The sequence below is a fragment of the Priestia sp. FSL H7-0729 genome (assembly GCF_038005685.1).
Taxonomy (GTDB): domain Bacteria; phylum Bacillota; class Bacilli; order Paenibacillales; family Paenibacillaceae; genus Paenibacillus.
Genome location: NZ_JBBOTQ010000008.1, coordinates 123,128 through 150,020, shown reverse-complemented (window position 1 = coordinate 150,020; position 26,893 = coordinate 123,128). Strand labels below are relative to the sequence as shown.

24 protein-coding genes, 1 tRNA gene and 1 riboswitch are annotated in these 26,893 nt (G+C 46.1%); of the genes, 16 read left to right on the top strand and 9 right to left on the bottom strand.

Translation table 11 applies throughout. The annotated features are described in order from the left end of the window. Nucleotides 1-122: 122 nt before the first annotated feature. Complete coding sequence (locus MHH93_RS18680; RefSeq protein ID WP_500055241.1) at nucleotides 123-671, bottom strand: thioredoxin family protein; 549 nt, start codon at nucleotides 669-671, stop codon at nucleotides 123-125. Nucleotides 672-892: 221 nt separating this feature from the next. Here MHH93_RS18680 and MHH93_RS18675 point away from each other — a divergent pair, with 221 nt between their 5' ends. The 6 genes from MHH93_RS18675 (at nucleotide 893) to MHH93_RS18650 (ending at nucleotide 7,692) form a co-directional block, all read left to right on the top strand. Then, entirely contained in the window at nucleotides 893-2,590 is a 1,698-nt protein-coding gene (locus MHH93_RS18675) for an RsmB/NOP family class I SAM-dependent RNA methyltransferase (RefSeq protein WP_500055240.1), read from the top strand. Next, nucleotides 2,587-3,333, top strand: coding sequence for a pseudouridine synthase (locus MHH93_RS18670; RefSeq protein ID WP_500055238.1), 747 nt, complete (start codon nucleotides 2,587-2,589; stop codon nucleotides 3,331-3,333). The genes MHH93_RS18675 and MHH93_RS18670 overlap by 4 nt, the downstream gene beginning before the upstream one ends. Before the next feature lie 346 nt (nucleotides 3,334-3,679). Continuing rightward, the gene (locus MHH93_RS18665) at nucleotides 3,680-4,483 is read left to right on the top strand and encodes a Cof-type HAD-IIB family hydrolase (RefSeq protein WP_500055345.1); all 804 of its coding nucleotides are present in this window, start codon (nucleotides 3,680-3,682) and stop codon (nucleotides 4,481-4,483) included. 97 nt (nucleotides 4,484-4,580) lie between these two features. Then, on the top strand, nucleotides 4,581-5,621 hold the full coding sequence (locus tag MHH93_RS18660; RefSeq protein WP_500055237.1) for a hypothetical protein: 1,041 nt from the start codon (nucleotides 4,581-4,583) through the stop codon (nucleotides 5,619-5,621). A gap of 106 nt (nucleotides 5,622-5,727) precedes the next feature. Next, on the top strand, nucleotides 5,728-6,276 hold the full coding sequence (locus tag MHH93_RS18655; protein WP_500055236.1) for a GNAT family N-acetyltransferase: 549 nt from the start codon (nucleotides 5,728-5,730) through the stop codon (nucleotides 6,274-6,276). Between the two features lie 285 nt (nucleotides 6,277-6,561). Continuing rightward, entirely contained in the window at nucleotides 6,562-7,692 is a 1,131-nt protein-coding gene (locus MHH93_RS18650) for a glycosyltransferase family 4 protein (protein WP_500055235.1), read from the top strand. 126 nt (nucleotides 7,693-7,818) lie between these two features. On the opposite strand, the gene MHH93_RS18645 is transcribed toward MHH93_RS18650, so the two are convergent. Next, the gene (locus MHH93_RS18645) at nucleotides 7,819-8,874 is read right to left on the bottom strand and encodes a YkvI family membrane protein (RefSeq protein WP_500055234.1); all 1,056 of its coding nucleotides are present in this window, start codon (nucleotides 8,872-8,874) and stop codon (nucleotides 7,819-7,821) included. A gap of 204 nt (nucleotides 8,875-9,078) precedes the next feature. Between MHH93_RS18645 and MHH93_RS18640 the strand changes: the two genes are divergently transcribed. From MHH93_RS18640 to MHH93_RS18625, 4 genes are all read left to right on the top strand, one after another. Continuing rightward, nucleotides 9,079-9,660: a xanthine phosphoribosyltransferase gene (locus tag MHH93_RS18640; protein WP_036609617.1), complete on the top strand. Its 582-nt coding sequence runs from the start codon at nucleotides 9,079-9,081 to the stop codon at nucleotides 9,658-9,660. A gap of 97 nt (nucleotides 9,661-9,757) precedes the next feature. Then, nucleotides 9,758-10,087, top strand: coding sequence for a hypothetical protein (locus MHH93_RS18635; protein ID WP_036609615.1), 330 nt, complete (start codon nucleotides 9,758-9,760; stop codon nucleotides 10,085-10,087). A 119-nt stretch (nucleotides 10,088-10,206) separates the two neighbouring features. Beyond that, the gene (locus MHH93_RS18630) at nucleotides 10,207-10,425 is read left to right on the top strand and encodes a hypothetical protein (RefSeq protein WP_500055233.1); all 219 of its coding nucleotides are present in this window, start codon (nucleotides 10,207-10,209) and stop codon (nucleotides 10,423-10,425) included. Nucleotides 10,426-10,566: 141 nt separating this feature from the next. Beyond that, a complete protein-coding gene (locus MHH93_RS18625; RefSeq protein ID WP_017689352.1) occupies nucleotides 10,567-10,896 on the top strand; it encodes a carboxymuconolactone decarboxylase family protein in 330 nt (109 codons plus the stop codon). 99 nt (nucleotides 10,897-10,995) lie between these two features. Here the strand turns inward: MHH93_RS18625 and MHH93_RS18620 are convergent, their stop codons facing one another. Further along, nucleotides 10,996-11,460 (bottom strand): C40 family peptidase, encoded by a 465-nt coding sequence (locus MHH93_RS18620; RefSeq protein ID WP_253433393.1) that lies wholly within the window; start codon nucleotides 11,458-11,460, stop codon nucleotides 10,996-10,998. 5 nt (nucleotides 11,461-11,465) lie between these two features. Further along, nucleotides 11,466-11,597: riboswitch (cyclic di-AMP (ydaO/yuaA leader) on the bottom strand. Between the two features lie 428 nt (nucleotides 11,598-12,025). Here MHH93_RS18620 and pelA point away from each other — a divergent pair. Beyond that, nucleotides 12,026-12,979 (top strand): pectate lyase, encoded by a 954-nt coding sequence (pelA, locus tag MHH93_RS18615; protein WP_500055232.1) that lies wholly within the window; start codon nucleotides 12,026-12,028, stop codon nucleotides 12,977-12,979. A gap of 180 nt (nucleotides 12,980-13,159) precedes the next feature. Next, nucleotides 13,160-13,244 (top strand) — tRNA-Leu (locus MHH93_RS18610). Nucleotides 13,245-13,330: 86 nt separating this feature from the next. Here the strand turns inward: MHH93_RS18610 and xynC are convergent. After that, entirely contained in the window at nucleotides 13,331-15,016 is a 1,686-nt protein-coding gene (gene xynC, locus MHH93_RS18605; protein WP_500055231.1) for a glucuronoarabinoxylan endo-1,4-beta-xylanase XynC, read from the bottom strand. Between the two features lie 415 nt (nucleotides 15,017-15,431). Between xynC and MHH93_RS18600 the strand changes: the two genes are divergently transcribed. Further along, nucleotides 15,432-16,274: a divergent polysaccharide deacetylase family protein gene (locus tag MHH93_RS18600; RefSeq protein WP_500055230.1), complete on the top strand. Its 843-nt coding sequence runs from the start codon at nucleotides 15,432-15,434 to the stop codon at nucleotides 16,272-16,274. Here the strand turns inward: MHH93_RS18600 and MHH93_RS18595 are convergent. Then, nucleotides 16,249-16,992, bottom strand: coding sequence for an N-acetylmuramoyl-L-alanine amidase family protein (locus MHH93_RS18595; RefSeq protein ID WP_500055229.1), 744 nt, complete (start codon nucleotides 16,990-16,992; stop codon nucleotides 16,249-16,251). The two genes, MHH93_RS18600 and MHH93_RS18595, sit on opposite strands and share 26 nt — an antisense overlap. A gap of 195 nt (nucleotides 16,993-17,187) precedes the next feature. Here MHH93_RS18595 and MHH93_RS18590 point away from each other — a divergent pair, with 195 nt between their 5' ends. Then, nucleotides 17,188-17,406 (top strand): YqzE family protein, encoded by a 219-nt coding sequence (locus tag MHH93_RS18590; protein ID WP_500055228.1) that lies wholly within the window; start codon nucleotides 17,188-17,190, stop codon nucleotides 17,404-17,406. 153 nt (nucleotides 17,407-17,559) lie between these two features. On the opposite strand, the gene MHH93_RS18585 is transcribed toward MHH93_RS18590, so the two are convergent. The 3 genes from MHH93_RS18585 to MHH93_RS18575 form a co-directional block, all read right to left on the bottom strand. After that, nucleotides 17,560-18,516 (bottom strand): hypothetical protein, encoded by a 957-nt coding sequence (locus MHH93_RS18585; RefSeq protein WP_500055227.1) that lies wholly within the window; start codon nucleotides 18,514-18,516, stop codon nucleotides 17,560-17,562. Nucleotides 18,517-18,720: 204 nt separating this feature from the next. Further along, entirely contained in the window at nucleotides 18,721-19,920 is a 1,200-nt protein-coding gene (locus MHH93_RS18580; protein ID WP_500055226.1) for a YqhG family protein, read from the bottom strand. A gap of 3 nt (nucleotides 19,921-19,923) precedes the next feature. After that, nucleotides 19,924-21,687, bottom strand: a complete 1,764-nt coding sequence (locus tag MHH93_RS18575; RefSeq protein ID WP_500055225.1) for a DEAD/DEAH box helicase — start codon at nucleotides 21,685-21,687, stop codon at nucleotides 19,924-19,926. A gap of 486 nt (nucleotides 21,688-22,173) precedes the next feature. On the opposite strand from MHH93_RS18575, the gene MHH93_RS18570 reads away from it, so the two are divergent. Continuing rightward, on the top strand, nucleotides 22,174-24,813 hold the full coding sequence (locus MHH93_RS18570) for an adenosylcobalamin-dependent ribonucleoside-diphosphate reductase (protein ID WP_500055224.1): 2,640 nt from the start codon (nucleotides 22,174-22,176) through the stop codon (nucleotides 24,811-24,813). 86 nt (nucleotides 24,814-24,899) lie between these two features. On the opposite strand, the gene catA is transcribed toward MHH93_RS18570, so the two are convergent. Continuing rightward, complete coding sequence (catA, locus tag MHH93_RS18565; protein ID WP_500055223.1) at nucleotides 24,900-25,547, bottom strand: type A chloramphenicol O-acetyltransferase; 648 nt, start codon at nucleotides 25,545-25,547, stop codon at nucleotides 24,900-24,902. 231 nt (nucleotides 25,548-25,778) lie between these two features. On the opposite strand from catA, the gene MHH93_RS18560 reads away from it, so the two are divergent. After that, nucleotides 25,779-26,339, top strand: coding sequence for a flavin reductase family protein (locus MHH93_RS18560; RefSeq protein ID WP_500055222.1), 561 nt, complete (start codon nucleotides 25,779-25,781; stop codon nucleotides 26,337-26,339). Nucleotides 26,340-26,893: the final 554 nt, after the last annotated feature.

Here is a 26,893-nt window from a genome sequence, read left to right as displayed (position 1 = left end):
GGTGTTTTTGAATGTTGCGTCATATTCAGATAATTGCAGGTGGCACAGCCTGTCCTTAAACAGAACAGTGTCTGGTGACATAAGTACCTTTATTGTGCTTAATTATGAAAATGATCTATTAGTTAGCTTGCCGAAGGAGTGGCACTGCCTTTATATTTTTGGAAAAATTGTTTGTAATCGTCCAACGTGTAGCCTTGGTCACTGCCATTCTCTTGCAGTCCGCCAACCATGCGGTCTTTCTCCACACCAGCCTCATAATAGACGAGGGTAGGCGTGAACTCGATATTGTAATCGGTCCAACCTGCTTCGAATTCGCGCAGATTGAACTGCGGAAGCTCAATACCTTCACTGTCAACCAGTGGCATCAACTGAGGTGTTGTGGCACGGCAGTGCGAGCAGTCGGAAGCAAAGAAATAAACAAAAAAGCTGTCTTTGTTATCGATTTTGGCTTTGAGATCAGCGGGCACAATAATTTGTTGATAGTTGGGATCACTAAGCAGTTCCCGTGTAGCTGGATTAAGCTTGGAAGCAGCGATGCCATAAGCATTTTCCACTGAATCCATCTGTTTTTTGGATTGCTGGTCTACGACAACCAATGCTGCAATCATAATGACTAAAATACCCAGGAATATAAGGATCGCAGCACTTTTCTTTTTCTTCTTGGATTTCATTGGACATCCCCCATCGATCATATCGAAATATAGTTTGGGCAAAAATAAAGGTTGGGATAATATGCATAAACACCCGAATTTTTGCTCAGGAATCAATCTACTTGCCATTATACTACATTACACGCTGTAGTGGAATAGATACGATATGATAGGAAAGCAAAGCCTGGATATGATAAAATAAAACGATATTGCAATCTTACCAAGACAGGATGAGTGGGAATATGGGTGTAAAGTTACCTTTGATATTTGCTGAGCGAATGAAAAGTTTGCTGGGTGATGAGTTTGAACAATTTATGAAGTCTTATGAACAGTCGCCCCATGCGGGACTGAGAGTGAATACGCTGAAAATATCGATGGAACAATTCGATGATATTGCTCCGTTTGATCTAAGACCTATTCCTTGGTGTGAGACAGGGTTCTATGTACCTCATGGTGTTAAACCGGGGCTGCACCCTTATTATCATGCAGGGCTGTATTATATACAGGAACCAAGTGCAATGGCTCCAGTTGAATTATTGCAGGTGAAACCTGGCGATCGCGTGCTTGATCTGTGCGCTGCTCCGGGAGGGAAAACGACACAGATTGCTGCAAAGCTGCAAGGCAAGGGTGTGCTTGTCACGAACGATATCCATGCTGAACGCACCAAAGCGCTGGCCAAGAACGTGGAATTGTACGGGGTGCGGAACGCCGTTGTTTTGAATGAGTCGCCCGAGCGGATCGCGAATGCATTTCCTCATTATTTTGACAAAGTATTAATTGATGCGCCTTGTTCAGGTGAAGGCATGTTCCGCAAGGATGAAGACATGGTGAAATCGTGGGAACATCATTCGGTGGAAAAATGTGTACTCATGCAGCGGGATATTTTGGAGACTGCGGCACGATTGCTGGCTCCAGGAGGTACAATTGTATATTCGACATGTACCTTTGCGCCGGAGGAAAATGAAGCGATGATTGCGGAGTTTCTGGATCTAAACCGTGATTTTGTTGTGAGGGACATTTCTGAAGAGACAGGATTTGCTCCAGGGCGTCCGGAATGGGTGCGTCAGATGATGCCTGAGAAGGCCGATGAGACCAAAGATGTGCTGGATCAAACGCGTGGTACCGCAAGATTGTGGCCTCACCTTTTGGAAGGGGAAGGACATTATGTCGCCGTATTACATCATCGTGCAGGACAAAGATTAGAAACAGATCAACCAGGAGTAGTTAAAGAAGGAGCAATGGAGTATGGACAGGTCGAGGATGTGTCCAGGAATGAAGTAGAGGGGAACGAGGATTACTCTATTGCTGCTTCTTCAATTGCTATGACCAAGGCTGATCGTAAAAAGGAACGTTTGCTGCGAATCGAATCCAGAGAGTCCCATGACAGACACGCTGGTGGCGGCAAGAATCCGGGTAGAGCGAGCAAAAAAGGTAAGGATCACGGTGGACGTAGATCAGAACGGGGTCAGGGACGCGGAGCTAATCCGGCAAGTATTGATCCGGTTGCGATCTACAGTCAGTTTATGAAAGAACAATTGGAGATTGAGTTAACTGGAGAAACGGTATGTTATGGAGATCGTGTGTATCAATCCTCGGTTGGTGCAGCACGGTTGGAGGGACTGAAAGTCATTCGTGCAGGCTGGTTTATGGGCACGATCAAGAATGGACGATTCGTTCCGTCCCACCCGCTTGCGTGTGCTCTGAATGCATCTGAAGCACGGAGAAGCGTAAATCTGTCATCCACTGATGGCGAAGCCGTGAGATACCTCAAGGGTGAAACGTTAAATATTGAAGAAGAACGAGTGGTGCTCAAGGCGGATACGTTTGCCAAAGGGTACGTTCTTGTATGTGTAGATGGTTATGCCGCTGGCTGGGGGAAATGGCTGGATGGTGTACTGAAGAATGAATATCCGGCAGGTTGGAGGTGGACATCGGCATGAGTGGAAAAGGTAAACAAACGCTGCGTCTGGACAAAATATTAAGCCATATGGGTGTGGGGACACGAAGTGAACTCAAAAAGATGGTGAAGCAAGGCAGAATCCATGTGGACGGCAAAGTGGTTAAAGACAGTGGTGTACAGGTGAATCCCGAGGTCAACGTCATTGAAGCCGATGGCGAGAGGATTGTGTATCGGGAGATGATCTATCTGATGCTGCATAAACCTCCGGGTGTTGTATCTGCTACAGAGGACAACAGAGATAAGACGGTACTGGATCTGCTGCACAAAGAGGATCGGGTCTTCAATCCTTTTCCTGTGGGACGACTGGATAAGGATACGGAGGGACTGCTCATTCTTACGAATGACGGTCCACTTGCCCATGATCTGTTATCTCCACGCAAACATGTGCCCAAAACCTATGAAGCCCGTGTTCTGGGAAACGTGGATGAAGCGGATGTACAACGTTTCAAGGCGGGCATCCAATTGGATGACGGATACGAGACGTTGCCGGCCGAACTGACTATACTTGGTCAGGAAGAGACGGAAGAAGGCACGATCTCGTCGATCTCGCTTATTATTCATGAAGGGAAGTTTCACCAGGTGAAACGTATGTTTCAGGCGGTAGGCAAGCGAGTGATTTATCTGAAACGCGTAGCGATGGGTGAGCTTGAACTAGCTTCCGATCTGGCCATCGGAAGCTATCGTGAACTAACCGCAGAAGAGTTAAGTCTTCTGCGGAAGTAAAAGCTCCCGTCCTTCGCGAAGCGGAGCAGGGAGTTGTGGAGGGAAGCGAAGCCCCGATACCAACGCCGAAGGCGAGAAAGCTCCCGTTCTTCACGAAGTGAAGCAGGGAGCCGGGCAGAGAGCGAAGCCCTGCCCGTAATGGTCCCGGTTAAGCTTGGGCGGGACCGCCGCTGACCAGCGGTGTGCCCGGCAACAAGCGTTCCTACGACAACCGTTACATAGCAAGACCCGACCTAACACCGATGAGCAAGACGGGAGTCCAGAGGGCAGAGCCCTCTGGGGCCCTCCCTCGGAAGGGAGGGTTTGGGTGGGTGCGATTACTACAGAAATGAGGAATGAAGCCAAAATGACTTATAAATTAATTGCACTTGATGTAGATGGAACACTACTGAATGATCATCATGAACTAACCGAGTGGACTCAGGAGACCTTGATCCAAGCTTCCCGTCAGGGAGCAGAGATCGTTCTGTGTTCAGGCAGAGGTCCAGCCAATACCATTCCTTTTATGGAGCAGATGGGACTGGATGGATATGTGATTACACATAATGGCGCCGTAACGGCGCAAGTGGATACCCGTGAGGTGGTTCATCACTTTGCATTAGATGGACAAGGACTGGAGCCGATCATATCCTACTGTCGAACCAATGGAGTACATTTTGACATCAATACGGCATTTGGTCTGTATGTGGATCAACCAGAAGGTCTCGGGTTGCAGGTGCGTGAGATGTATTACAACTTTATGGCAGAGCCAATGAAGCTACCCAAGTGGGTTGACATGACAGAACCACTGGCCAAATTCACTGCATTTGGACCGATTGAACAGATGGATGCCGTGCTTCAGGAGTGGTCTACCTGGAATCTGCCTTATTATATGACACGGAGTGGTGATTTTTTTATTGACCTGATGCATCCCGAAGCGTCCAAAGGTGCTGCACTTAAAAGACTTGCCGAATCCAAAGGAATCAAGCCTTCGGAAATCATGGCGATTGGCAACTACTTCAATGATATTACGATGCTGACCTTTGCGGGCAAAGGTATTGCTATGGATAACTCACCGGACGAGGTGAAAGCTGCTGCGGACGAGGTGACACTCTCCAATAACGACCAAGGTGTTGCACACGCAATCCAAAAATATGTGTTATCGGTCTAACCTTACATCTTATATTTGAAATGCACGTTTCCCTCATAATCTACCTTCCTTAGGGGCATCCTAAGAGAATAACGTTAGGAATGGAGGAGGGCATGTGATGAAATATGATGTGGAATTGGTTGCAGACCTGCGGACATCAGGTGGAGAAGTGCAGGACGTGATGGTCAATGGTCAATATGCAGGGTCACTTTTTCTTGTATACAGAGAAGGAGATCGTTTATCAGGCAGTCTTCAGATCGAGCAGGAGTCTCTGCCAGATGACACAGAGCAACTTATTGTGGATAAAGTGCATGCCTATGTCCGATCTCTTGCAGATGCATTGGAAGCTGCATATTATGAAGTGCTGGTTAGTTGCGGCTTACTACATTCGGTTCTGCATAAGCCTGAGTCAGAGACAGTGTGGGCGTCTGAAAATACCAATCATGACGAAGGCGGTCATGACGATACAGACTGCAGTGACAGTAAGGTAATTCCTGTATCACAAGCCGAGTCGTTTACATATGAAGATCGGGATCAGGTTCTGGAGATGGAAATAGTAAGCGCAGGGCGCAGCATATCCACGTATATATTCAATGATGTCGAAGGACAGGAACTTGCAGAAGCTTCCTTAAAACAATATGGCGCTGATGTACAAGGTGAAATACACTGGTATGACGAGCCGGAAGAGAATCAAATGGATGCTGCGGCAGAGTTGCTGGTCAGAGAGTTGGATGAGGACATCATCGATACGATTACGATCCGCATGTGGCATCAGGGTAACGAACTCGAGACGTTAGAGTGGATACATCGTGATTTCACCGAGGAGTTTGAGGATACCGATGAATCGGATCTGGATGCGTCGGAAGCTGCTGAAGAAGCATGTTATGTCATGCTGAGACGTAAGGATCGGGAGTTCCGAGTATACGAGCTGTTTCTTCAGGAACGAGGTGGATTGCCTGTTGGAACAGCAACGATAGACACTTCTCAGTCCGATCTGACGGGATACATTGATTATGAGGTTCCTGGAACCAGCGTGCAGCGAAAGAATCTGGTCGAAGTGTTGATGCAGGAGCTGGACAAGGAAATGGAGTTTGATACGCTGCACCTTACGATGTTGTATCGAAATCAGATTATTGATGAAGCCAGAATAGATGGGTAAAGGGCAACTGCCTTTTACCTTTTTTTGTTCTCATTTTGACGAAAAAATCATTTCCCGGTATAGTACCATTAGTTTAATCGAGATCAGGAAGCGGAGGAAAACAATCATGCACTCATTCCGAATCAGTAACGAATATATTAACGATGGTTTTCAAGCGGTTCAGGCGAAGCCCGAAGATACGGAAGATGTGATGTCGCTGTTGGTGGAGACAGCCGAATGGTTACAGAGTCAAGGTTCTTCCCAATGGAGCGCTTTGCTTGAAGGCGAAGATTCACATGATACGGCAGGGGCAATTCGGCGTGGGGATGTGTTTGTATTTAAAAAAGGAGCGGACGTAGCCGGGATGGTCATCCTTATGGTTCAGCCAAGCCCGTGGGATATTCATCTCTGGGGTTCAAAAGCTCACCCCGAGGATGGAGCAGTATATCTGCATCGGCTTGCGATTCGAAGAAAATATGCCCAGAGCGGTCTGGGACGGTCCATTTTGCAATGGTCCAGCAGCGGCATTCAGTTTGAAGGCAAACATACGGTCCGCTTGGATTGTGGAGCAAACAATACGACGTTGAATGCTTTTTATGCACGGAATGGTTATACCTTCTTGGGTGAGACAGATGGTTACAGTACATATGAGAAGCCTGTGGAGCTACTGAACTGAGAATTGTGACTGACCAATGGAAAGGTTGACGACAATCGCGAGGAGTTGATTGCTGGTTTAGAGCTTTTGCTTCTGAGGGGCATGCTTTATGAATATGTTGTATATACGAGTTGGTGAACAAAAGTTGATGGAGCGGTTTATATAGCCAAAAGTTTGCAGTATCTTTCGTAATATAGATGTTCCGGCTTCGCTATGTCATAATGGATCTATAGCCGTATCCAGATATAAATGGATCATGAATGAAGATGCATTGAAAGAAGTAAGTTAGAAAGGGGGAAACTAACGGTGAAATTGCTGCAGGCGCTTTTCTTTCCTCCGGAGCAGCCCGGAGGTGTATCCTCTATGATTCCGTATATGCAAGAGAGATTTACAGCCCCGAGGTGGGAAATGGATCTGTTCTCGTTGCCGAAGCGGATTCGCAACAAGGGCAGAGAGGAAGTTCAGTTCGAAACGTTTGACTGGACGGAGTATCAGGATAGTCCTGTTGTCCAAAAATATATTCAAACCTATCGTGATTATCTATGGTGGACCAAACTGCGTATTCAGAAGCCCTATGATCTGATCCATGCTCACCACCCGATTGCAGGACTTGCGATGAAATCGGTATTCCCGGACACCCCCCTCATTCAGACGATTCACTCCAGTTATGAACGGGAATTAATTCTTAATGGACGCATTGAAACGGATGGACCGGAGCATCGATTCCTGCTTGCGATATATGGTGAGCTGGAACACCAGGCAGAACGCCTCTTAACAGTGTCGGATTCATTCCGTCGTTATCTGGCTCCCTACGTGAAGGAACCTGATGTCATTGGTGTGATACCCAATGGATTCGATGAGAAGCGGTTTAAGCCGATTCCTCATGATAATGCGATACCACAGTTGGTCACGGTATGTCGGCTTGTTCCGGCGAAAGGGTTGGATATTCTTTTCAAAGCTTGTGCCGAACTGAAGGACCGAGGGCATGATTATGTGTTACATATTATTGGAGATGGACCGATTCGTCCTGATTTGGAAGAATTGGCGCAGCGATTGGGGATCTACAATGAAACCATTTTCTATGGTTACACACTGCATCCTGAAGAATTTATGCCATTCTTTGATATTTTTGTACTTCCTTCACGGGCGGAAGCCTTTGGTTCCGTCTTCGCTGAAGCAGCGCTGAGTTGTCTTGCCCTTGTGGGTACGGATGTAGGTGGTATACCGGAACAGATCGAGAACGGTAGCAATGGGTTGCTTGTACCGGCAGAAGATCCTTCTGCATTGGCTGAAGCGCTTGGAAAGGTGATGCTGGACCCGGCTTATCGTTATGAACTTGCCCGTTCAGCGTGTGAAAAAGCCAAGACACATTACTCGCTCGGCAGATCAGTCAATGAGTTGAAAAAGATGTATCTGCAGTTTCCTAGCAAAGCCTAAAACGTAGAGCAAAAAGCCGCTGTGCTAAACAGCGGCTTTTTGTCATGTTTAAGGAAACAGTGCCCGCGATGACTTGTGGATATGAAACAACCGGATGCTCATATTCATGAAAAAGCACATCACCGTTTATATATTGTTGCGTCCACGAAAGGCGCCCCAGCGATTCAGTACCAATTTGGCAGCCCAGATCAGTGCCATACTTCCGAAGATCGGGTAAAGGATGGATAGCAGCGAACTGAATCCAAACTGACTAAGTGAGTAACAGAGCAGCATAATGGTTAATGTAATGAGACGGGGATGGACACGTATATGTTGTCTAAGTTGCAAGGTCATTCCATAGATATCGGCTACAAAGGTACTGAATATTTCCATGAAAATAAGGGATACATATACAGATTGCACTGCCCATCCAAGTTGGAAGGCAATACTGCCCATCGGGATTTCGAATTGGATGATGCCCGGCATCTGTGCTGACATTGCAAAATGAGCTGCCATGAGCATGAAACCTACCCCAATTCCACCGAGTACGCCGCCCCACTTCAGTACATTCCGACTGCGAATCTGGTTCCCAACAGGCACCAGAACAGCCTGGGCTAATACCAGATTGAATGAAGTATACAGCAGTGGAGACAGCCACACTTGCATAGGGTTTGAGTCTGTGGTCAGTGTGATGAATCGGGAAGCACCTGGATGATGGATGGTACTGGTGATCATAAGCAGAGATAATAGGAGCATCATGGGAACAACGATGCTATTCATTTGAAGGATGGCTTGAATGCCCCGACCGAGAAGCAGATATGTGCCTACAAGTGTGACGATCAGACCGGTCTGATAATGCAAACCCAGATGTTCGACAAAAACGGAACCTGCTCCGGCAAGCATGACACTGTTCACGCCAATGAGAATGAGAAGGGTCACCCACGTGATCCATTTGCCCGCCTTGTGGCCGAATAGATGTTTGTTCAGATCTTCATAAGAGCGGGACCCGGTATCGTGAGCAATCAGCATCATTTTGGTACCTAACCAGACAAAGAGCATGGTGGATAAGCCTATGGTGACGGTGGCCCATTTGCCATACTGGGTAAAAAACTGCAAAATTTCCTGGCCTGTAGCGAAGCCGGCTCCGACAACCGTTCCGATGTATGTAAATGCGATCTGCAGCACCCGAAATGCCTGTTTCATGTGTTTCCCCTCTCAGGCCCCTGTTTAGTTTGGACATGCGGGTACCATGGTACAAGGTATGCTTGACCCACGAAAGTCATGACAATCGATAATGAGCTATGGCTTGAAATACGTCCCAAGGACAGTGCCGAGGCAATTTCGCTTGAACTTATAGATAGATATATGATACTTTTACCTCATAGGATAGGCTTGGGAGGTCAAATCATGGAATTATTGAAACAACGAATTTTACAAGAGGGTGTAGTCATCTCGGATCAAGTATTGAAGCTGGATGGTCTGCTGAACCATCAGATTGATCCTGCATTAACAATGGAGATGGGACGTGAGTTCGCTGCCCGTTTTCGTGAAAGTGGAGTGACTCGGGTGATCACGGTGGAATCCTCAGGGATTCCGGTTGCGTTTGCCGCAGCGTATGAACTTGGGGTGCCACTTGTATTCGCCCGTCGCAAAAAAACACTTCTGGCTGATCCTGATGCTTACTGTGAACGTGTTCCTTCCTTTACCAAAGGAATTGTAACGGACATTATGGTATCACGCGAGTTCATTCATGAGAATGACCGTATTTTGTTCATTGATGATATTATTGCCAATGGAGATGCCGCTCGTGGCGTCATCAAAATAATTGAGCGTTCCGGTGCGGAACTCGTCGGATTCGGCGTTGTGGTCGAGAAAAGTTTCCAGGCAGGTGCACGCACGATTCGTGAACAGGGGATTCCGGTGGAAGCCTTGGTACGCATTCGTTCTCTGAACGATGGAACGGTACAATTTGACGATAACGAAATGTGACATTTTAAAGGAATAGGGCCTATTTTTTGAACTATGCCTTTGCATGACCGCGGATTTCATTTATAATGGGGTTATGTTAGGGAGAGGAGGCAACACCATGGGGAACCAACCGGCAACAGAACAATTTTTTAATGATAAGCTGGCGGAATCGAAAGTTCATTTTGAACGTGCCCTGGATTGTAAACATACGGAATTCGATGACCTTTATCCCTATATGATTGAACATCCTCAATTTTTCTGGTACAAACGCTACGTTGCCTGGTCAGAATTACTGACGATTGTAGGCTTATGCGAAGAGTTGTCCTTCTCTTGGAAAGAACAATTTACACCGCATCAAGTGGAGTACCTTGAAGAACGTGTGATGTCCGCCAAAGTGCTTGATTTTTGGTTCGAGAAGAACGACAGCAAAGAGCACGCGCAGCGGTAACTTTCAGTCGGGACATAATTTCGAATGACATGACAGTCCAATACAGTCACGTGAGACCTAAATGACTTTTCATTTAGGTCTCTTTTTGTAAATAAATTTGGAATATAGGAGCCATGCGCATGATTAGTGATACACAATTGGATGCCCTGCGTCTGTCAGGTGAGAAAGTCAGAGTAGTACGGGACGAGCTGGAATCGAACGATGTAACCGGGATTGTTGTTGCCTGGGATGGGGAGCAGGTACTTATCCGTCGTCAGAATCGACGTGTCGTCAAGTTGGATCGTGGTTACCGATATCAGTTATTCAGCGAACCGCGCCAGAGCCCACTTGGTGAGTAACAACTAGTACCAGGGCAGAACCGTGAGCGTTTAAATGTTTGGAATTACCATGATTACTTGGCATAATTGTCTCGCTCGGGAGAGAAGATAGGTACAGTGAGGAAGATCTGTAACTATAGCCGAGAGGGTGTGCTACAAGCCATGACATTGATGAATGATAAAGTTCATGCCTACAAAGATCAGATTGGAGCATTAAGCGATGTGCTGCCAGGTGTGGTCAAGTCGTATCATGAGTTTACGGGAGAATGTTTTCAACCTGGTGTGATTGATGCCAAGACAAAACAGCTGATTGCGCTCGGCATTGGATTGTTCGCCAACAATGAGGTATGTACCTTCTACCATGTAGAAGAAGCCCGTGCCAAGGGCGCTACAGATCAGGAGATTATGGAGACCGTTGCTGTGGCCGGAGCTGTAGGCGGCGGACATGCCTTGTCTCAGGGCGCGATGCGAGTGCAGAAGGCGCTGCATTAAGTGCAGATGGGGTAGTCAAAGACTGTTCTCATAAAAGGGAAGACAAACAAAAAGAGGAGGTTCCGAATTGATCCGGAACCTCCTCTTTCTTTATCCTGCCTACATTTTACCCAACATTTTATCATACATAAACTGTCCAGTTACCCGACGTGCTGTCACGTAGCGGTCATTGAAGTATGGATTCGATAACTTCGTGATGCTTACACCTTTACTGCTGGAGGCGTGAGCAAACTGTCCGCCGCCGATATAAACACCTGTATGTGAAATGCCTTTGCCTGTTGTGTTAAAGAACACCAGATCACCTGTCCGAACATTGCTCTTGGCTACCGGAGTACCTGCTTTGGCTTGCTGTTGCGAAGTGCGTGGCAATTCAATGCTGTATTTGTTGAAAATATATCTCATAAACCCGGAACAATCGAAGCCGGCCAGAGTCGTGCCACCCCACTTGTAAGGTATACCTGTCATGTTGTTCACTACGGAGTTAATACTGCTTGCCTCTGTGCTTGTTGCCCCGGATGTAAATAGTACAGCCGCTCCAAAAATGGAGATAATCAGTTTTTTCAAAATCAATGTTCTCCCTTCGATGCCTACGGAGTTAGCTAAGGGTTCGGTAGAAGGTTCCCTATATTTCCTATGTATAAGAATAATTCACCCAAAATGGTTCCCCCGTTTTCAAATCTGAAACTCGGCAAATGAATAATTAAGTTTTTGTAACTATTTGAAACTATATTGCATAAATGCGTAATTGTCAAACCCATTTAAAACCCTTCTTAGTGCCCCAATGTTATCGGAATTACAGTTTTTTTAGGCAAGAAGGGATTAAGTTTGGGTATCATTCATGACAAAAACGTCATTATTGATTCGTTTAAGACGAATTTGGATAAATAAATAGGTTTGTCATGAGTTGAAAGAACTATTCCGTTATGTAGAATTAAAGAGATTATATTGATTAAGTTGCATATATTGACAAAAATATATTTTTTGCATATTATCTCATTATCCACACCACATATTGGATGAAAATAGATTTTATTGGTTTATACATTCAAATGAAGGAGGTGTAGGGACTGGCTTATAGGTAAGGTAGAACTTTGGGTTTTATTAAAATGAACATGGGAGAGTGTTACATTTGAAAGCGAAGAAAATAGTTACTTTTGTCCTGGCATGCACCATGGTGTTCTCAACAGTTGGAATGGCAGTTTTCCCTGTAGCGACGGTATCTGCTGCAGATGCATCGGGAACCACAGCGAGTATTTCTGATATTTTGAAGAACCAGCTGCCGGATGGAGGTTGGAGAAAAGATTATAAACAAACAAGCGGAGAGTGGGCGAAGTCCACGATAGACAACAAGGCTACATACTCAGAAATTAGAAGATTGGCGAAAGAATTTAAGAAGACGAATGATCCGCGTTACTCCGCAGCTGCAATCAAAGGAATTAACTTTTTGATCAATATGCAGTATTCGAACGGCGGATGGCCGCAAGTCTATCAAAGCTCCGGATATCACAAACATATCACTTACAATGACGATGCCATGATTAATGTGATGATCATGCTCGATGAAGTAGCATCACGCAAAGGTGATTTCTCGTTTATCGACAGTACACTTGCCAATCGCAGTAAAAATTCAGTTGCCAAAGGTGTGGAGGCGATTCTGAATACACAAGTCGTTTCAGGCGGCAAGTTGACAGCGTGGGGACAACAACATGATTCCAGTTCCCTTAAACCGGCGAGCGCAAGAATCTACGAAGTACCATCGTTGACAGCTGGAGAGAGTGTAACGATTGTTAAATTCCTGAAAACGAGACCTGCCAACGCCAAAATTACCGCATCCATTAAAGGAGCGGAGGAATGGTTTAACAAGGTGAAAATTACGGGTTACAAGTATGAAAGAGCCAATGGAGATAGCAAAATTATCGCTGACTCCAAAGCGGCACCGATTTGGGCACGCTTCTATGAGATCGGAACGGATAAACCAATCTTTATTGGTCGTGACGGGGTAGTTAAATACAAATTAAGTGAGATTGATAAAGAAAGAAGAGGCGGTTACGCATGGTATGGTAACTGGCCTTCCAAGCTGTAATTTGTAGTATCCGTTGCATTCGCTTTAATGAACTTATAACAATGAGCATTTAAAGGTAAAGCCCGAATCGACATGGACGTCTGGTTCGGGCTTTCATGTTATTATTTTCAGTATTGACATGATAGATTCTGCATGATATATTATTTCTTGTCGCTGAGATTGGTCAGTGAGATACAATATGCGGTCGTGGCGGAATTGGCAGACGCGCACGGTTCAGGTCCGTGTGGGCTAACCCCCCGTGGAGGTTCGAGTCCTCTCGACCGCATCTAATAAAAAGACTCCTTAAGCTAACGCTTAAGGAGTCTTTTTTGTTTGCTTTTTTTGATATTATCTTTTTAGTCTGACGGACCTTTATTGTGCTGCGGTAATATTAATGCTGTCAATATTCGGTCCTTCGGTTCCCGTGGTTACAACTTTCAAGGTATTGGTTCCCGTGTTCATGGGGACCTGTATTGTTTTTTCAACCCAAGTGGACCAGCTTCCTGTTGCCGGAAAGGACTCGTTGCTGATGACTTTGGCTCCGTTAACAAAAATGTCAAGGTTACGGGTTCCGCTTTCCAGCGCATAACGAATCTTTACGTTTTTGGTACCTGTAATCGTATTGTTAATGGCGTTCCATTGAATGGCTGAACCAGTCGTTGCATTGAAGTTGACATACCCGGAGCCAGTGTAACCAGGGTAGATCGTTTCAATGGTAGCATCCGTAAGAGTTGTTCCGGTCTCGGCTTCATAAGTAGTGCCACTACCTGTATTTCCGCCGTTATTCCCGCCAGTAATGTTGGCAACAAACGTTGTTACGCTCTGAGCCGGGAGCTGTGCCGTGAAGGCCCCATTGGATACGTTAAGCGAGGCCGCACTTGCCAGGTTGCGACTGCTGTCCGTAACCCATGAGGACACCGTGGAGGCATTACCATTTTGCAGAACGAATTTTTGGCTTGTGGCCGAAGTTCCACGGTTAATTGCTACGACAACGACCTTGTTATCCCCTTTGTAGGCAGAAACAAATGTGTTCGTATCCGGGTTTTTGGTTGCATCCACTCTGAGATAGCCAGGACGTACAAATTTGGAGAAATGGGCCATATTATACCCGCGTTTGCTTATGGTACCGTCTTCTTTCATCGGACCATACTGTCTGCGGATGTACCACCACACATAGGCTTGGAAATCACCTTCTACCATGGCATTGTGCATGTGATAGGAAACTTCTAGTGCTTCAGGCCAGCGGTCTGCTGAATTGTTGTCACTGTTTGGAACATACACCTCAGTCATCCACAGTTCTTTGCCAGCTCCTTTTTGCTTAAAGAGAGGGTAGGCAAAATTCGAAATCTGGGTTCCGTACGTATGTGCTCCCAGAATGTCCATGTTGGCAAGGGCCTGCGGATCATTCAGGATTGGGTCAGATATGTTCTTTAAGTACTGGAAGGATTCAGGTGCCATGACTTTGGTACCTTGAATGGAACCAGCATTTTCTTTCATGAATCGAAGGATCTCTTGTGGAGTCCACCAGGTCCAGTCATGAGCATAATCCGGTTCATTTTGTACCGAAATGGCATAGAGATCTACACCGTTATTTTTCATGTAGGATACAAAGTCGTTCAGATGTTGCGCATATGCGGCATACTTGTCGTATTTCAGACGTTTGGCATTTGTATCCCCGTTACGGTTGAATGTTTCAACCATACTGCTCGGAGGATTCCAAGGGGATGCGAATACGATAGCCCCCTTTTCAATAGCCCGTTTGGCTGTGGCAACTTCACGATACCAGTTATTAGAATCTGGATCGACGTAGATCCTGAGAATTGAAAAGCCTAACTGATTCTGGTCGTTACCGAAAGCAGTTTCACGCTGAGCGGGCGTCAGATCACCAATCCAGGCAGGAAGGTTAATACCCCCAAAACCCTTGATCAGTTGTTTTTCCGAGGACAAATTAATGTTGGCATCACTTGCCGCCGAAACTTGTGTAGGACTTAACATGAGGGGCAGAGCTGTTAAGCAGGCCAATAAAACATTGATCGTTTTTTTGAATTTGAATTTCATTACTGTCATCCTCCTCGATAATGGTAAATGGTTACATAGAGAAACCGCGACCAGGGTAACAAATAAGAAGAATTGATAGTCTGCATTTATTTTATGTAAACCCTTTCAAAACCCCCTTCCACAAATCATAGGAAAGAAATAAAACACACTAACTTCTTTCATTTGTTGATTCTACTAAATAATTCCTATACTGAAAACCTGACAAATTACAGTATTTCTTCTAATTAATCTCTTTTTTCTACGGTTCAATGACAGTTCCTGTCTGAATAGAAAGGTGAAGAGTGGGATGTTGTAGATTCTCGGCTAAGATAGAGGTCTCCAATGGTGGAATGTTGTTTTAAGGAAGGCTTTGGCTTACATATTACTCCCTTCAATATCAAACAATGAGATCACAGAAACTTACGGGGAGGGAATCATGATGAAGGAAAAGAGAAAGCACTACTATCGGTTCATTGCAGGTTGCATGGCATTGTTGATTGTCATTTGCGCAGGCATATCGGCAGGAGGGAAAACAGCGGCCGCTTCAGAATCCACATCGAATCACAAACGGTTAGCGATTATTATCGATGATGTTGGTAACGACATGAAGGGTACGGCGGAGATCCTGGCGATGCCAGTTAAACTAACGGTAGCAGTTATGCCTTTTTTGCAGACAACGAAGAAAGATGCGATAGCTGCACATGAAAAGGGAATGGATGTAATTGTGCACATGCCCATGGAACCCAAAAAAGGAAGACCTGAATGGCTGGGCCCGGGTGCAATCACATCCAATCTGACAGACGAAGAAGTCCGCTCACGCGTGGAGAAAGCAATCGATGATGTGCCTTACGCGATTGGCATGAACAATCATATGGGTTCCAAAATTACTTCGGACAAACGCATCATGTCCATTGTGCTCGATGTATGCAAAGAGCGGGGCCTCTTCTTTGTCGACAGCCGTACGAATTTTCGCTCCGTGGTGGGGGAACTTGCCATATCCAAAAATATGCCGCCTGTAGGTAATGACATTTTCCTGGATGATCAAAACTCCAAGCAACACATTCGCAAGCAAATGAATCTGGCAGCTCAGCGATCCATCGACAAGAATATATGTGTTGTCATTGGTCATGTCGGACATACGGGGATGAACACCTCCGCAGTGATTCGTGAATCCGTCTCCCGTCTGCAGGGGCAGGTTGAGTTTGTAGGAATCGGTGATCTGGTTCGAGATGTGTGGCAATGGCAGTCTGCACCTACACTACCGACAGATAATAAATAATGCCCTTGGCAATAGACTCTGCGATTCGTTTTTGCTCAGCGGGATCACTCATTCTGGCTCGATCTTCGGCATTGCTCAAAAATCCGGTTTCGACGATGACGGCAGGTTGCTTCACGTAATTCAATAGATAAAAGGGCTTGCCCCACACAACCCCGTGCTCCGTTCCGAACAATTGGTTCATGGCGTTCTGAATGGATTGGGCCAGCAAATAACTCCTGCCTTCCTTCTGGTGCAGTACCACCGGACCGTGTGCAGCCGATCGGGGACTCCAGTTCGCATGGATGCTGACGACGATATCTGTACTTACTTCTTCGCTAAGGCTCTTGCGTTGGGCAAGATCCTTGGTATGACGGGAGCGGCTGTTCAGCCAGCGGTTCTCATCACTAAGTGCATAATCACCAAGTCGATTGATGATAACGGCATAACCTTTGCTGCGAAGCAGGAGATAGACCTTTTGGCTAATGGCCAGGTTGATATCTTTTTCCAGAACGCCTTGGGCTGACGTACCACCATCAATACCGCCATGGCCGACATCGAGCAGGATCACGGGTGCTGCAAAGGCATGATGACTTGAACGGTAAGCATCTCCATCGGTCACCGGCAACATGGATGGACTGTTCTGGGACGGAACTGCTTTTCCATAAGCAACATGGGGTAGCATGGGAAGGCAATAGAAGCTGATTAGCAAGGCTACCGAAGCGGTCAGCAGCTTATACATGGCAATACACACTCCTTCATGAAATAGGTATGGGATGCAGATTAATGGCTGTCTGGATACCTTTGGCATTAGACTGTGCATTTTGAGGTTTTTCATACCCTTTTCAATAAAAAAATGTTTAACCATAACACATCCTGCACACAATAGAACTATCGTAAGCTCTGCGAATGTGCAGGAGCGAAGGAGGCAGATGTTATGGCCAAAAGTGATGAATTGGTAAAATATATTACGCAGCGTGTTGTTCATTATATCGATACGCCGAAGGATGAGCGGAAAGAGCGGGCCAAAAGGAAAGAGCCGTGGGCGATGAAATGGTTTGGTATGATTCCGTTCGCTGTATCCCTGTGGGTGGGGAAAAAGGAAAAGGAATTGGATACACCGTCTCATAAACGAAGTTCTTCAGGCAAAGGATAACTTCGCATGCCTACTCCACTCAGCGAGTTTGAAGACACGCCCTATTGTAAAACCAAAAGACGCAATCCCTTTAATTCATGGGAAGGCGTCTTATTTGTTGTGGATGTCTAATTGTTCTAACATTCTTGAATGATCTGTAGAGTTAACTGTCCGTCAAGGCTTCATGATGTAAAACTGACCGTCTTGTTGTAATGTGCTCATAGGCACAAAACGTTGAATAGATGTTTTACCGCCTAGCGCTACATATAGAATGGGCTCTGCTTCCTGTTCTGTATGCCATAGCTGATATCCGCTAACGGGTAGAGGACCGCCGTATATGACATTATGATCATCCGCTGAGAAAACAATCTCTTGAATCTCCCCATGTTGTATCACATTTTGTGCCCGGTCGGCCGCAACAGGCTTGGATGTAATCCATAACAGATTATCAGCCGGATTGAAGGCTGGTCGCAGATGAAGTGGATCGACTGAACCAGATGGAGCTGTGGTTAATTGAGTTATGCTCGCAGAGACTTGTTTGGAATCAGCCTCCAGCAGGTTCAGAAACTCGGAAGGTAGTACATCTCCGTTCGTAGCATCAATATAAAGTGCAGGTTGACTAGGTTGTTCCACTTTCCAATATGCCAGCAGGGGAAGAGCATAACCAAGATGAAGCTCTCCTCCGCCAGCAAGTAACGCTTCGAGGTTCATATGTTGTCGATCTAAGGCTTGTCCAAGAAGTTCATTGTTGTATGGTGACTGTTCTCCTTGACCATATTCACTAAGCATCATATGTCCCTGTTCTGTGGCGGTAATAATCATGTATCCGATAGGTTTACCCTCAAATGCAGCTTCCACCAGCCAGCTATGTGTACCCGGCCCTAGAGGATAGAAGTCCAGGTCGGCTTTCTTCCAATTTGCTTCGGCGTTAGCCGTACCGAGTGTAACTGCTTGTTGCTCTGCAAATCGTTGCACAGCAGCGGGAGCTAGCTTGTCATTCTGGAATGCATGATGTTCGGGACTATATTCTGTGGATGATACGAGAGATCGTGAAGACGTTTTTTGTTCCTCGGCATTGGCTATCGACCAGTAGGAGAATAGGGCAAGACAACTGAGCAAACCCAAGGTCATACAGGTTGTTTTCCGAGCGTTGTTCCAACACGTATGGAAGAATTGTTTCAAATTCACACCTACTTTTCATTTATCCGTTACCTGAGTCGGTCCTAGTTTCATTCTAGGGGACAGGCTATGCAAAGGTTGCCGCAACCTGTCGGGCAGCTGATCATGAATAAACACTACTTTTGCCAGCATTTGCAGGAAAAGTAGTGTCTTCGTCTATCTTAAGTGAAACATGCCGCTGCTAATCGCAGTCACTTTCACTTTGGGTTCATATTGCCAGATCATCTCGGTCCGGCGTGTCTCGTATTGCAATTTCATGGCTTCACGATCGATTACCGCCTGCTTGGCTTTCTCTTCTTCGGCTTCTGTCTCGGTGTCGATCGGTATTACGGCCTCTGCGGCCAGTTCTACATCTGCTCCAACGGTTTTAGCGTTAGCGTTAGTTATATCCAGAACTTTTTTCAGGGGTACAGGTGACGTGCGGTTAGAATGGAGATTCTCCGTGGCTGAGGCTGTGTTACTTGTTGGTTCCACCTCAGGCGTATCTTCCCGGAGTACTGCTTCATAATAAGTGTCCAACACGTCCAGTTCCAGATCAAGTCGCTCTTGGGCTTTCTCAGCCCAGCTATAATCGAGTTCCAACAAGCGGTTCGTCAAATGAGATTCGAGAGCAGCTCCGGCATCGGATAACGAAACTTTAGCTGTCTGCACATGCATGTTCTCCGCGAGCCTTGGACTGAGATCACGTCGATTCAGCTTGGTTCCGAATTTCTCTATAATTTCACCCGAGCGAAGGGAGATGCCGAGAAAATGCAATTCCTCCCGTTTCAAATCACAGGCGAATTCTACCTTGAAACAGACACCGAGCCAAGGCTCATATACGGCTGGCGCTGTAGCGCGCAATTGCCGTTTGGCAGCCTGTTCGAACAGGTTCACGAAGGCACCGCCTTCACGGGCTGCACCGAAAATCTGCTGCAGCCTGCGACTGCCATACACCACTTCTTCACGCAATATTCGTCCTGGTCCCAGTAGTGGCATGGATGGAGTAATGCCGAAGTAACGACCCAGGATGGTTTCTTTTGGCTGCTCGCCTTGAGGAATGCCGTTGGTCACGCCATTTTTTTCAGCAGGGTCAGGTACAATTGAAGGTAATGCTTGCGCAGCTTTGGCTTCTGCAGCTTCGGTGGCCTGCTGATAACTGTCGGGATCGAATATAAATGTAAAGGACATCGTCTCAGCGGGTGCTCCGGTTCGCTCCACGAACCCCCAATAATAGGGGCGATTGGTCAATGCTTTGTCCGCCTCGGGCGAAAGTTTGACTGTAACATGTGCAGGTGAACGCTCCATAATCTGACAATCGAGTGCTTCCAGATAGGTGAGAACATAAGCCTGCACTTCATGGGGAGACATGGTCATGGGTCAGCTACCTCCTTTGCGAAGATCTAACAACCCGGATACGGCAGGGCCTTCATCGGCAACCTCACGTTGAATGGAACTCAGCGATTGTCCAAGTGAATCCATTTTACGGCGAATATCTTCATCATTTTGTGATTCCAACATGATTTTGTACAGGCTTTTCTCAATGGACTCCTTCTTCTCCAGCCGTTCCAGAATGACATCCAGCCCGCCGATCACCATCTCAAACATATTGATCTTCTCATGCAGCAGATTCAGAATATGTTCCTCAATGGTTCCAGTCGTGGATAGGTTGAAAATGTTTACATCATTTTGCTGCCCCAGCCGGTGTACCCGCCCGATTCGCTGCTCTACGCGCATAGGGTTCCAAGGCAGATCGAAGTTGATCATATGATGGCAAAATTGCAGATTAATGCCCTCGCCACCCGCTTCGGTTGCAATCATGGCCTGCACGCGCCCGCGGAAGAGATCCATCATCCAGTCTTTTTTTCCTCGATTCATACCACCCCGATAGGGTACAGCCGTAAGCCCATTGTTGCGGAAATAGTTTAGCAGATACTCCTGCGTGGCCCGGTATTCGGTGAAGATAATTACTTTTTCATTCATGTTCCGAATCAGTTCCATCGTTTTCTCGGCTTTGGTATTTTCCTTGATCGCTTTAATATGAGCAACGAGTTCCCAAATCTTGTCCCGAAGGGGAGAGTCCAGCGGAAGTTTCTTCGACAGATTAACTAGTGTCACGAATACCGCATCTCGACTACTACATACTTCACGCTGCAATGTAACAAGGGAGAGCATACTGCTCAGGTTGCCGCCAGCTTCCTGGTACTGGTCTTTAACAAAGGAAGTCACACCATCATAAAGCGCTTGTTCTTCGGGCGATAGTTGCAGATTCACGTTGGAGACGTTCCGTTTCGTAAATTGAACGGGGCCTTCGCCGCGGCGGTTACGAATCATGACTTTGGATAACTCGTTCTTAAGCTGTTCCTGATTCTTCGGAACCCGCTTGTCTACAACAAAGTTGGCCGCGAAGTCACCCTGACGACCCAGTTGACCGGGCTTCAGCAGGTTGATCAGATTGAACAATTCGCTCATATCGTTCTGCACAGGTGTAGCTGTGAGCAGCAAACAATACTTTTTGCGCAATTTCAGCATGAATTGATAGTTGGTTGTTTTCTTGTTTTTGAGTTTATGGGCCTCGTCAATAATAATCATGTCGTAATCGGTATTCAGCAGCATATCTTTATGCGGATCACGTTTGGCTGTATCCATGGAAGCAACAACCACTTCATTTTGCCAGGAATAAGCCTTTTTCTGGGCAATCGCAGGGATGCCAAACTTTGAATTCAATTCCCGTACCCACTGCAAGACAAGAGACGCCGGTACGAGAATGAGTACCTTGGATACGAGACCCCGAACCATATATTCTTTCAGAATGAGACCGGCTTCAATGGTTTTGCCAAGACCCACCTCATCGGCGAGAATGGCCCGGCCTGACATTTCAAATAATACTCTGCGTGCAGTGTCCATCTGGTGAGGGAGTGGAGTGAGGCCTTGCAGATGCTTGAGACATTGGATCTCGTCAAAATTGGGAATCAGATTGGTTTCTTCGGCTTGAATGCCCAGTTGGAAGAGTCGATAATCCCCCCAAGGGCCTCCTTTATCCAGTCGTGATTCCAATTGATTGATCCAGCTTCGATCAAATTCCAGTGGAACGGGCAGCTCGGCTACAGGTTGATTCGTGTGGTGCGGGTTTTTCCGGTTCATGGTGCTTCCTCCCCTGCCATACGTGATGACGTTTTATTCGTAGGTAATAGTATGGACGAATGAGAGTCAGTTCATAACTATACAAGTTGAACTACAGTTTATTTGCACGAACACTACGATGACAGAACAACCTTCCAATCGCTGTTATCCCCAGATTTCTTTGATTCCCTTTTCTGGAGGGGAAATCCGGTGATAGCGTATGCTTTCGATGCAGCTTTCTTTCAGAAAGCTTTTAGGCGAACGCTTCGCTTTTTCAGGTTTTTTCTGTCCCAAAAAATTCACAGGTTTTGTATGCGTGAGTCTAAGGGTGTGTGAAGAAGCTTGTCCGAGCAGGAGAGTCTAAAAAATAAGGTCTGTGATAAAAGTCATATAGAAAATCAATATATGGTGTAATATACTGGTTTTACATCACTATATGTGGTGTTTCATCATAATTTGCTTTTGAAGTGAAAATGGAGCTTTATACCGGGGAGGTTGAATGTAGCGATGAAATCAAACCAACGATCTTACCAATTAGAAGGACTTAGCGAAAAAATATTTCTGGACCGATACGCCTGGAAGGATGCTGACTCGAATCATGCCAAGGTCGGAGATGTGGTACTGGTATTAACAAAGGATGATCCCAAGTTCCCGACCAAGGAAGTGGGCGAAATCATAGAACGTCAGGGTCAGCTCGTACAAGTGAGAACCCGAAGCGGAGAGATCATCGAGACCAGCGTGGAGAAACTGACACTCAACATCGAAAAAACACCGGAAGAGATGTGGAGCCGGCTCGCCAAAGCCATGGCCTCTGTTGAATCCACAGCAGATCAGCGGGCAACGTGGGAGTCCAAGTTCCGCTCCGTTTTGGAAGATTGGAAGTTAGTACCCGGAGGGCGTATTGCTGCGGGAGCGGGGGCAAGCGATGAGCTGACACTCTTTAATTGTTATGTCATTCCGTCTCCGCAGGACAGTCGGGGTGGCATCATGAAGACCTTGACCGAGATGACGGAGATTATGGCACGTGGGGGAGGTGTGGGCATCAATTTGTCTTCTTTGCGTCCTCGCCGAGCGGTGGTGAAAGGTGTTAACGGATCATCCAGCGGTTCCGTATCGTGGGGCGGATTGTTCAGTTATACGACAGGACTGATTGAACAGGGAGGAAGCCGCCGGGGTGCGCTCATGTTGATGATGAATGACTGGCATCCGGATGTGCTTGATTTTATTACCGTAAAACAAACGATGGGGCAGGTGACCAATGCCAACCTGTCTGTGTGTGTAAGCAACGCATTTATGGAGGCTGTCAAGCAGGACGGAGAGTGGGATTTGGTTTTCCCCGATACGAACGATCCTGACTATGACACTGTATGGAACGGGGATATGCAGCAATGGAAAGCCGCAGGTCATTCGGTGGTGCACTATCGTACGCTTAAGGCGCGCGAAATCTGGCATACCATTATTGAATCAGCCTGGAAATCGGCAGAGCCTGGTGTGGTATTCATGGAGTACTATAACCAGATGTCCAACAGCTGGTACTTTAATCCGATCATTTGTACTAATCCTTGCGGTGAACAAGGCCTGCCTGGTTGGGGTGTATGTAATCTGTCAGCAATTAATCTGTCCAAATTCTACGATGAGACGAATCATGATGTGGCATGGGATGAACTGGCGGAAACCACTCGCATCTCGGCTAGATTTTTGGACAATGTCATCGATGCAACACCATATCATTTTGAGGAAAACAGACTGAATCAGCAGCGTGAACGCCGGGTGGGGCTTGGCACGATGGGACTGGCAGAGCTGATGATTAAGCTGCGTATAAGGTACGGCAGTCCTGAATCCCTTGAATTTCTCGATAAACTGTATGGATTCATGGCGAAGGAGGCCTATCTGGCATCGGCAGAGATTGCAGCAGAGAAGGGAGCTTTCCCAGCATTCGAAGCTGAACCGTACTTACAGAGTGGATTCATGAAAAACATGATTGCAACTTACCCTGAAGTAGGAGAGGCTATTCGTAAACAGGGCATTCGAAATGTCACACTGATCACACAGGCGCCAACGGGAAGTACGGGGACGATGGTGGGCACATCAACAGGGATTGAGCCGTATTTCGCCTTCAAGTATTTCCGTCAAAGCCGTCTGGGTTATGATGAGCAGTTCGTGCCGATTGCGCAAGATTGGCTGGATGAACATCCGGGTGAAGCTTTACCAGACTATTATGTGACGGCAATGGATCTGTCGGCTGAGAACCACATCCGGGTGCAGGCTGCGATCCAGCAATGGGTGGATAGCTCCATCTCAAAGACGGCCAACTGTCCGGCTGATTTTACGGTTGAGGATACGGCAGAGCTGTATGAACTGGCCTTCGACCTTGGCTGTAAGGGAGTAACGATATATCGCGATGGCAGCAGGGATGTGCAGGTGTTGTCCACGTCGAAGAAGGAAGAGACCCATTCTGAAGATCAGAACACGGCGGGAGCTGAAGAGAAGACGGACGTATCAGCAATAGATAACCCGAATAATATCGGAGGGCATGTAGGTGTTGGATCTTTCAGTAGCGAGGTTGATGTTGAGACTCCTTCTTCTGATCAATCCTCTTCATCTGCTACAGTACTGGATAAACAATACAGAAGCCGTCCTCAGGTACTGCGTGGTGCCACATACAAAATCAATACGCCATTCGGGATGGCTTACATTACGATCAATGATCTGGAGGGAACGCCCGGTGAAATCTTCCTGAACGTGGGCAAAGCGGGATCGGACGTATTCGCCATGGCTGAGGCACTCGGTCGAGTGTGTTCTCTGTTCCTTCGATACGGAGATCACGGGCACAAGGTTGAACTGTTGATCAAACATCTCAAGGGAATTGGTGGTTCGGGAGCGATTGGCTTCGGAGCCAACCGGGTGGAATCAATTGCTGATGCAGTCGCCAAAGCATTGGAAAGTCATGTACAGAGCAATGCTCAGGAGAACGAAACTAGAGCATTACAAAAACAGAGTCAAGTGGAGAGCATGTATCCAACAGTGGAGGATCAGAAAACCTTTATTGAATCGAGAGATTTATGTCCTTCATGCGGATCGGCATCCCTGATGAATGTGGAAGGATGCAAAACATGCAGCAACTGTGGGTACAGTAAGTGCAATTAAATAGCATTTGAAAAAAAAGAGAAAAAGAAAGGCATTCCATGACTCCATCAAGAGTCAGGAGGAATGCCTTTTCTTCATTTAGCTAACTAACACCACTCATGACAACAATCTGCAAGTGATTGCAATTCGTTGAAAAGAACTCCAGCGTGATATCCGTCGCACACGGCGTGGTGTAACTGAATAGATAAGGGAAGATGGACTTTATCGTTTTGTTGAACATATTTCCCCATCGTGAAAATAGGCAACAAGTAGGTTCCGTCATTGTAAATATTCAGATTAAATCCCGTAAAGTTCACCCAGGGAATACTGGAAACGGGAAATGTATTTGGTGGTTCACTCGGCTTGGCAACAAATTGTTTGTGATCTTTGTAATTCTTCATATCATCCAGATAACGATTGTAGAATATCTCAAAATCTTCATGGAATGCCGTCCAGATCGTTGAGAAACTTTTGTTGTCCTCATGAAAAATCGTATAGCTCGGAGACATCTCGTCCCAGTAGCCCAATCTCCCCTCGGCGTCGAAACAAGTTCGAAATTCTTTGTGTGCATTGACGACTGTAGAGATCATATGAATAAGAGCGGGATAGAACTTCAATCCTTTAAGCTTCAGTTCGTTGATCAATAGAGTGATATCCAGATTAGCAGTCATGCTATAGGTACATCTGACCTGATTCAAGTAGTGGTCAAAGTAAGGCTTTCGATCCCACTGATCTAACACGATTGGATTAAACATAAAGTTAAAACCTCCTAAATTATAATAATGCCTTTATTTAGGAGGTATATTTGACTGATTTGACCATATCCTATCACATTCCCGGTATCGTATTTTTAGACATTGATCCCTCTCAGTATAACATAATAATGAATGTGTGCTTATAGCGTAATCCCCCGCAAAGAGCTTCTTCAACCTGCTGCATTACTTTATAATGAAAGTGTATTTATAACGAAGAAGAGAGGGGATTAGATGCTTCAGTCGATAGAAGAACCCAAGTTTTATTCTTATCCTGGAATGGTAGCGGTGGTGACTTCACGTCATGAGGGAGTCCAGAATGTGATGGCGTCCGGATGGCATACATACATCGGATCATCTCCAGGCGTATATGGCATCTCCCTTCGTAAGGAAACATACTCCTATGAACTCATCGAGAAGAGTGGCGTATTCGGTGTTCATTTTCTACCCGCTCATCGATCGGAGTGGATTCAAGCTGCAGGAACGTTCAGTGGAAGAGATACGGATAAATTCACAAGATTCGGCATCCCGTATGAGGAAGGAATTAAGGTAAGTGTACCCATTTTGAAAGACGCTTATTTTGCTTATGAATGCAAAGTTATTGATATTACAACATACGGTGACCATGAATGGATTGCAGGCGAAGTGCTGCAGCGATATCAGGATCAGAAGTACTTTCTGGAGAATGGAATGGTTGATCTGGAGAAGTTGCAAATCCCAATGTACACAGGGCGCTCAACATACCGGATCTTGGATGCAAGGACAGAAGAAAAGAATCACCCGTTCCACCTCTAGGGTCCTAGGCAAGAAGAAGCAATTATGAGCAAAACTTTCAATCCGGTCTGACATAGGTTTATAATGGATATTGGCTGCTGAGCAAGTCGGCAGCCTTTTGTTATGAATTCAATTGTTTCAATCGATGTGTACGTGGGTATGCTGGTTTGCGCAAGCGAGACAGGTAATTTTAGCCACTCGATGAAAAGGACTATATTTAACGACAAAATTAGAGTATGATTTTACAGCTATATGAGCTGGCAGGAAAGGTTACATCGGTTTCATTGTTTGTAACTATTCCTGTAAATTATGAGGCTTATTTCGGGCGTATAATGCTAAACGTAAACGTGAACTCACGAATCAATATAAAGAATATGAAGGATTAAAACTTAATGGACAGGTAACACGTCTTCTTTAAGATTATAGAATTTATCAAAGTGTAGCATCATCGGATAGCGCTTCGACTCAGGAGCTTTTCTTATGCTGTATGCTGTAAATGAAAGATGGAAGGTGCAATACGTATGTTAATGACAACCAGAACGATCAGGAGTTCCTTTATGCCCCCAACACCGATG

Bases quoted from the DNA above. Each gene is read 5' to 3' on its own strand.
- MHH93_RS18680 (WP_500055241.1), bottom strand. From the start codon at position 671: ATGAAATCCAAGAAGAAAAAGAAAAGTGCTGCGATCCTTATATTCCTG.
- MHH93_RS18675 (WP_500055240.1), top strand. From the start codon at position 893: ATGGGTGTAAAGTTACCTTTGATATTTGCTGAGCGAATGAAAAGTTTG.
- MHH93_RS18670 (WP_500055238.1), top strand. From the start codon at position 2,587: ATGAGTGGAAAAGGTAAACAAACGCTGCGTCTGGACAAAATATTAAGC.
- MHH93_RS18665 (WP_500055345.1), top strand. From the start codon at position 3,680: ATGACTTATAAATTAATTGCACTTGATGTAGATGGAACACTACTGAAT.
- MHH93_RS18660 (WP_500055237.1), top strand. From the start codon at position 4,581: ATGAAATATGATGTGGAATTGGTTGCAGACCTGCGGACATCAGGTGGA.
- MHH93_RS18655 (WP_500055236.1), top strand. From the start codon at position 5,728: ATGCACTCATTCCGAATCAGTAACGAATATATTAACGATGGTTTTCAA.
- MHH93_RS18645 (WP_500055234.1), bottom strand. From the start codon at position 8,874: ATGAAACAGGCATTTCGGGTGCTGCAGATCGCATTTACATACATCGGA.
- MHH93_RS18640 (WP_036609617.1), top strand. From the start codon at position 9,079: ATGGAATTATTGAAACAACGAATTTTACAAGAGGGTGTAGTCATCTCG.
- MHH93_RS18635 (WP_036609615.1), top strand. From the start codon at position 9,758: ATGGGGAACCAACCGGCAACAGAACAATTTTTTAATGATAAGCTGGCG.
- MHH93_RS18630 (WP_500055233.1), top strand. From the start codon at position 10,207: ATGATTAGTGATACACAATTGGATGCCCTGCGTCTGTCAGGTGAGAAA.
- MHH93_RS18625 (WP_017689352.1), top strand. From the start codon at position 10,567: ATGACATTGATGAATGATAAAGTTCATGCCTACAAAGATCAGATTGGA.
- xynC (WP_500055231.1), bottom strand. From the start codon at position 15,016: ATGAAATTCAAATTCAAAAAAACGATCAATGTTTTATTGGCCTGCTTA.
- MHH93_RS18600 (WP_500055230.1), top strand. From the start codon at position 15,432: ATGATGAAGGAAAAGAGAAAGCACTACTATCGGTTCATTGCAGGTTGC.
- MHH93_RS18595 (WP_500055229.1), bottom strand. From the start codon at position 16,992: ATGTATAAGCTGCTGACCGCTTCGGTAGCCTTGCTAATCAGCTTCTAT.
- MHH93_RS18590 (WP_500055228.1), top strand. From the start codon at position 17,188: ATGGCCAAAAGTGATGAATTGGTAAAATATATTACGCAGCGTGTTGTT.
- MHH93_RS18585 (WP_500055227.1), bottom strand. From the start codon at position 18,516: ATGACCTTGGGTTTGCTCAGTTGTCTTGCCCTATTCTCCTACTGGTCG.
- MHH93_RS18580 (WP_500055226.1), bottom strand. From the start codon at position 19,920: ATGACCATGTCTCCCCATGAAGTGCAGGCTTATGTTCTCACCTATCTG.
- MHH93_RS18575 (WP_500055225.1), bottom strand. From the start codon at position 21,687: ATGAACCGGAAAAACCCGCACCACACGAATCAACCTGTAGCCGAGCTG.
- MHH93_RS18570 (WP_500055224.1), top strand. From the start codon at position 22,174: ATGAAATCAAACCAACGATCTTACCAATTAGAAGGACTTAGCGAAAAA.
- catA (WP_500055223.1), bottom strand. From the start codon at position 25,547: ATGTTTAATCCAATCGTGTTAGATCAGTGGGATCGAAAGCCTTACTTT.
- MHH93_RS18560 (WP_500055222.1), top strand. From the start codon at position 25,779: ATGCTTCAGTCGATAGAAGAACCCAAGTTTTATTCTTATCCTGGAATG.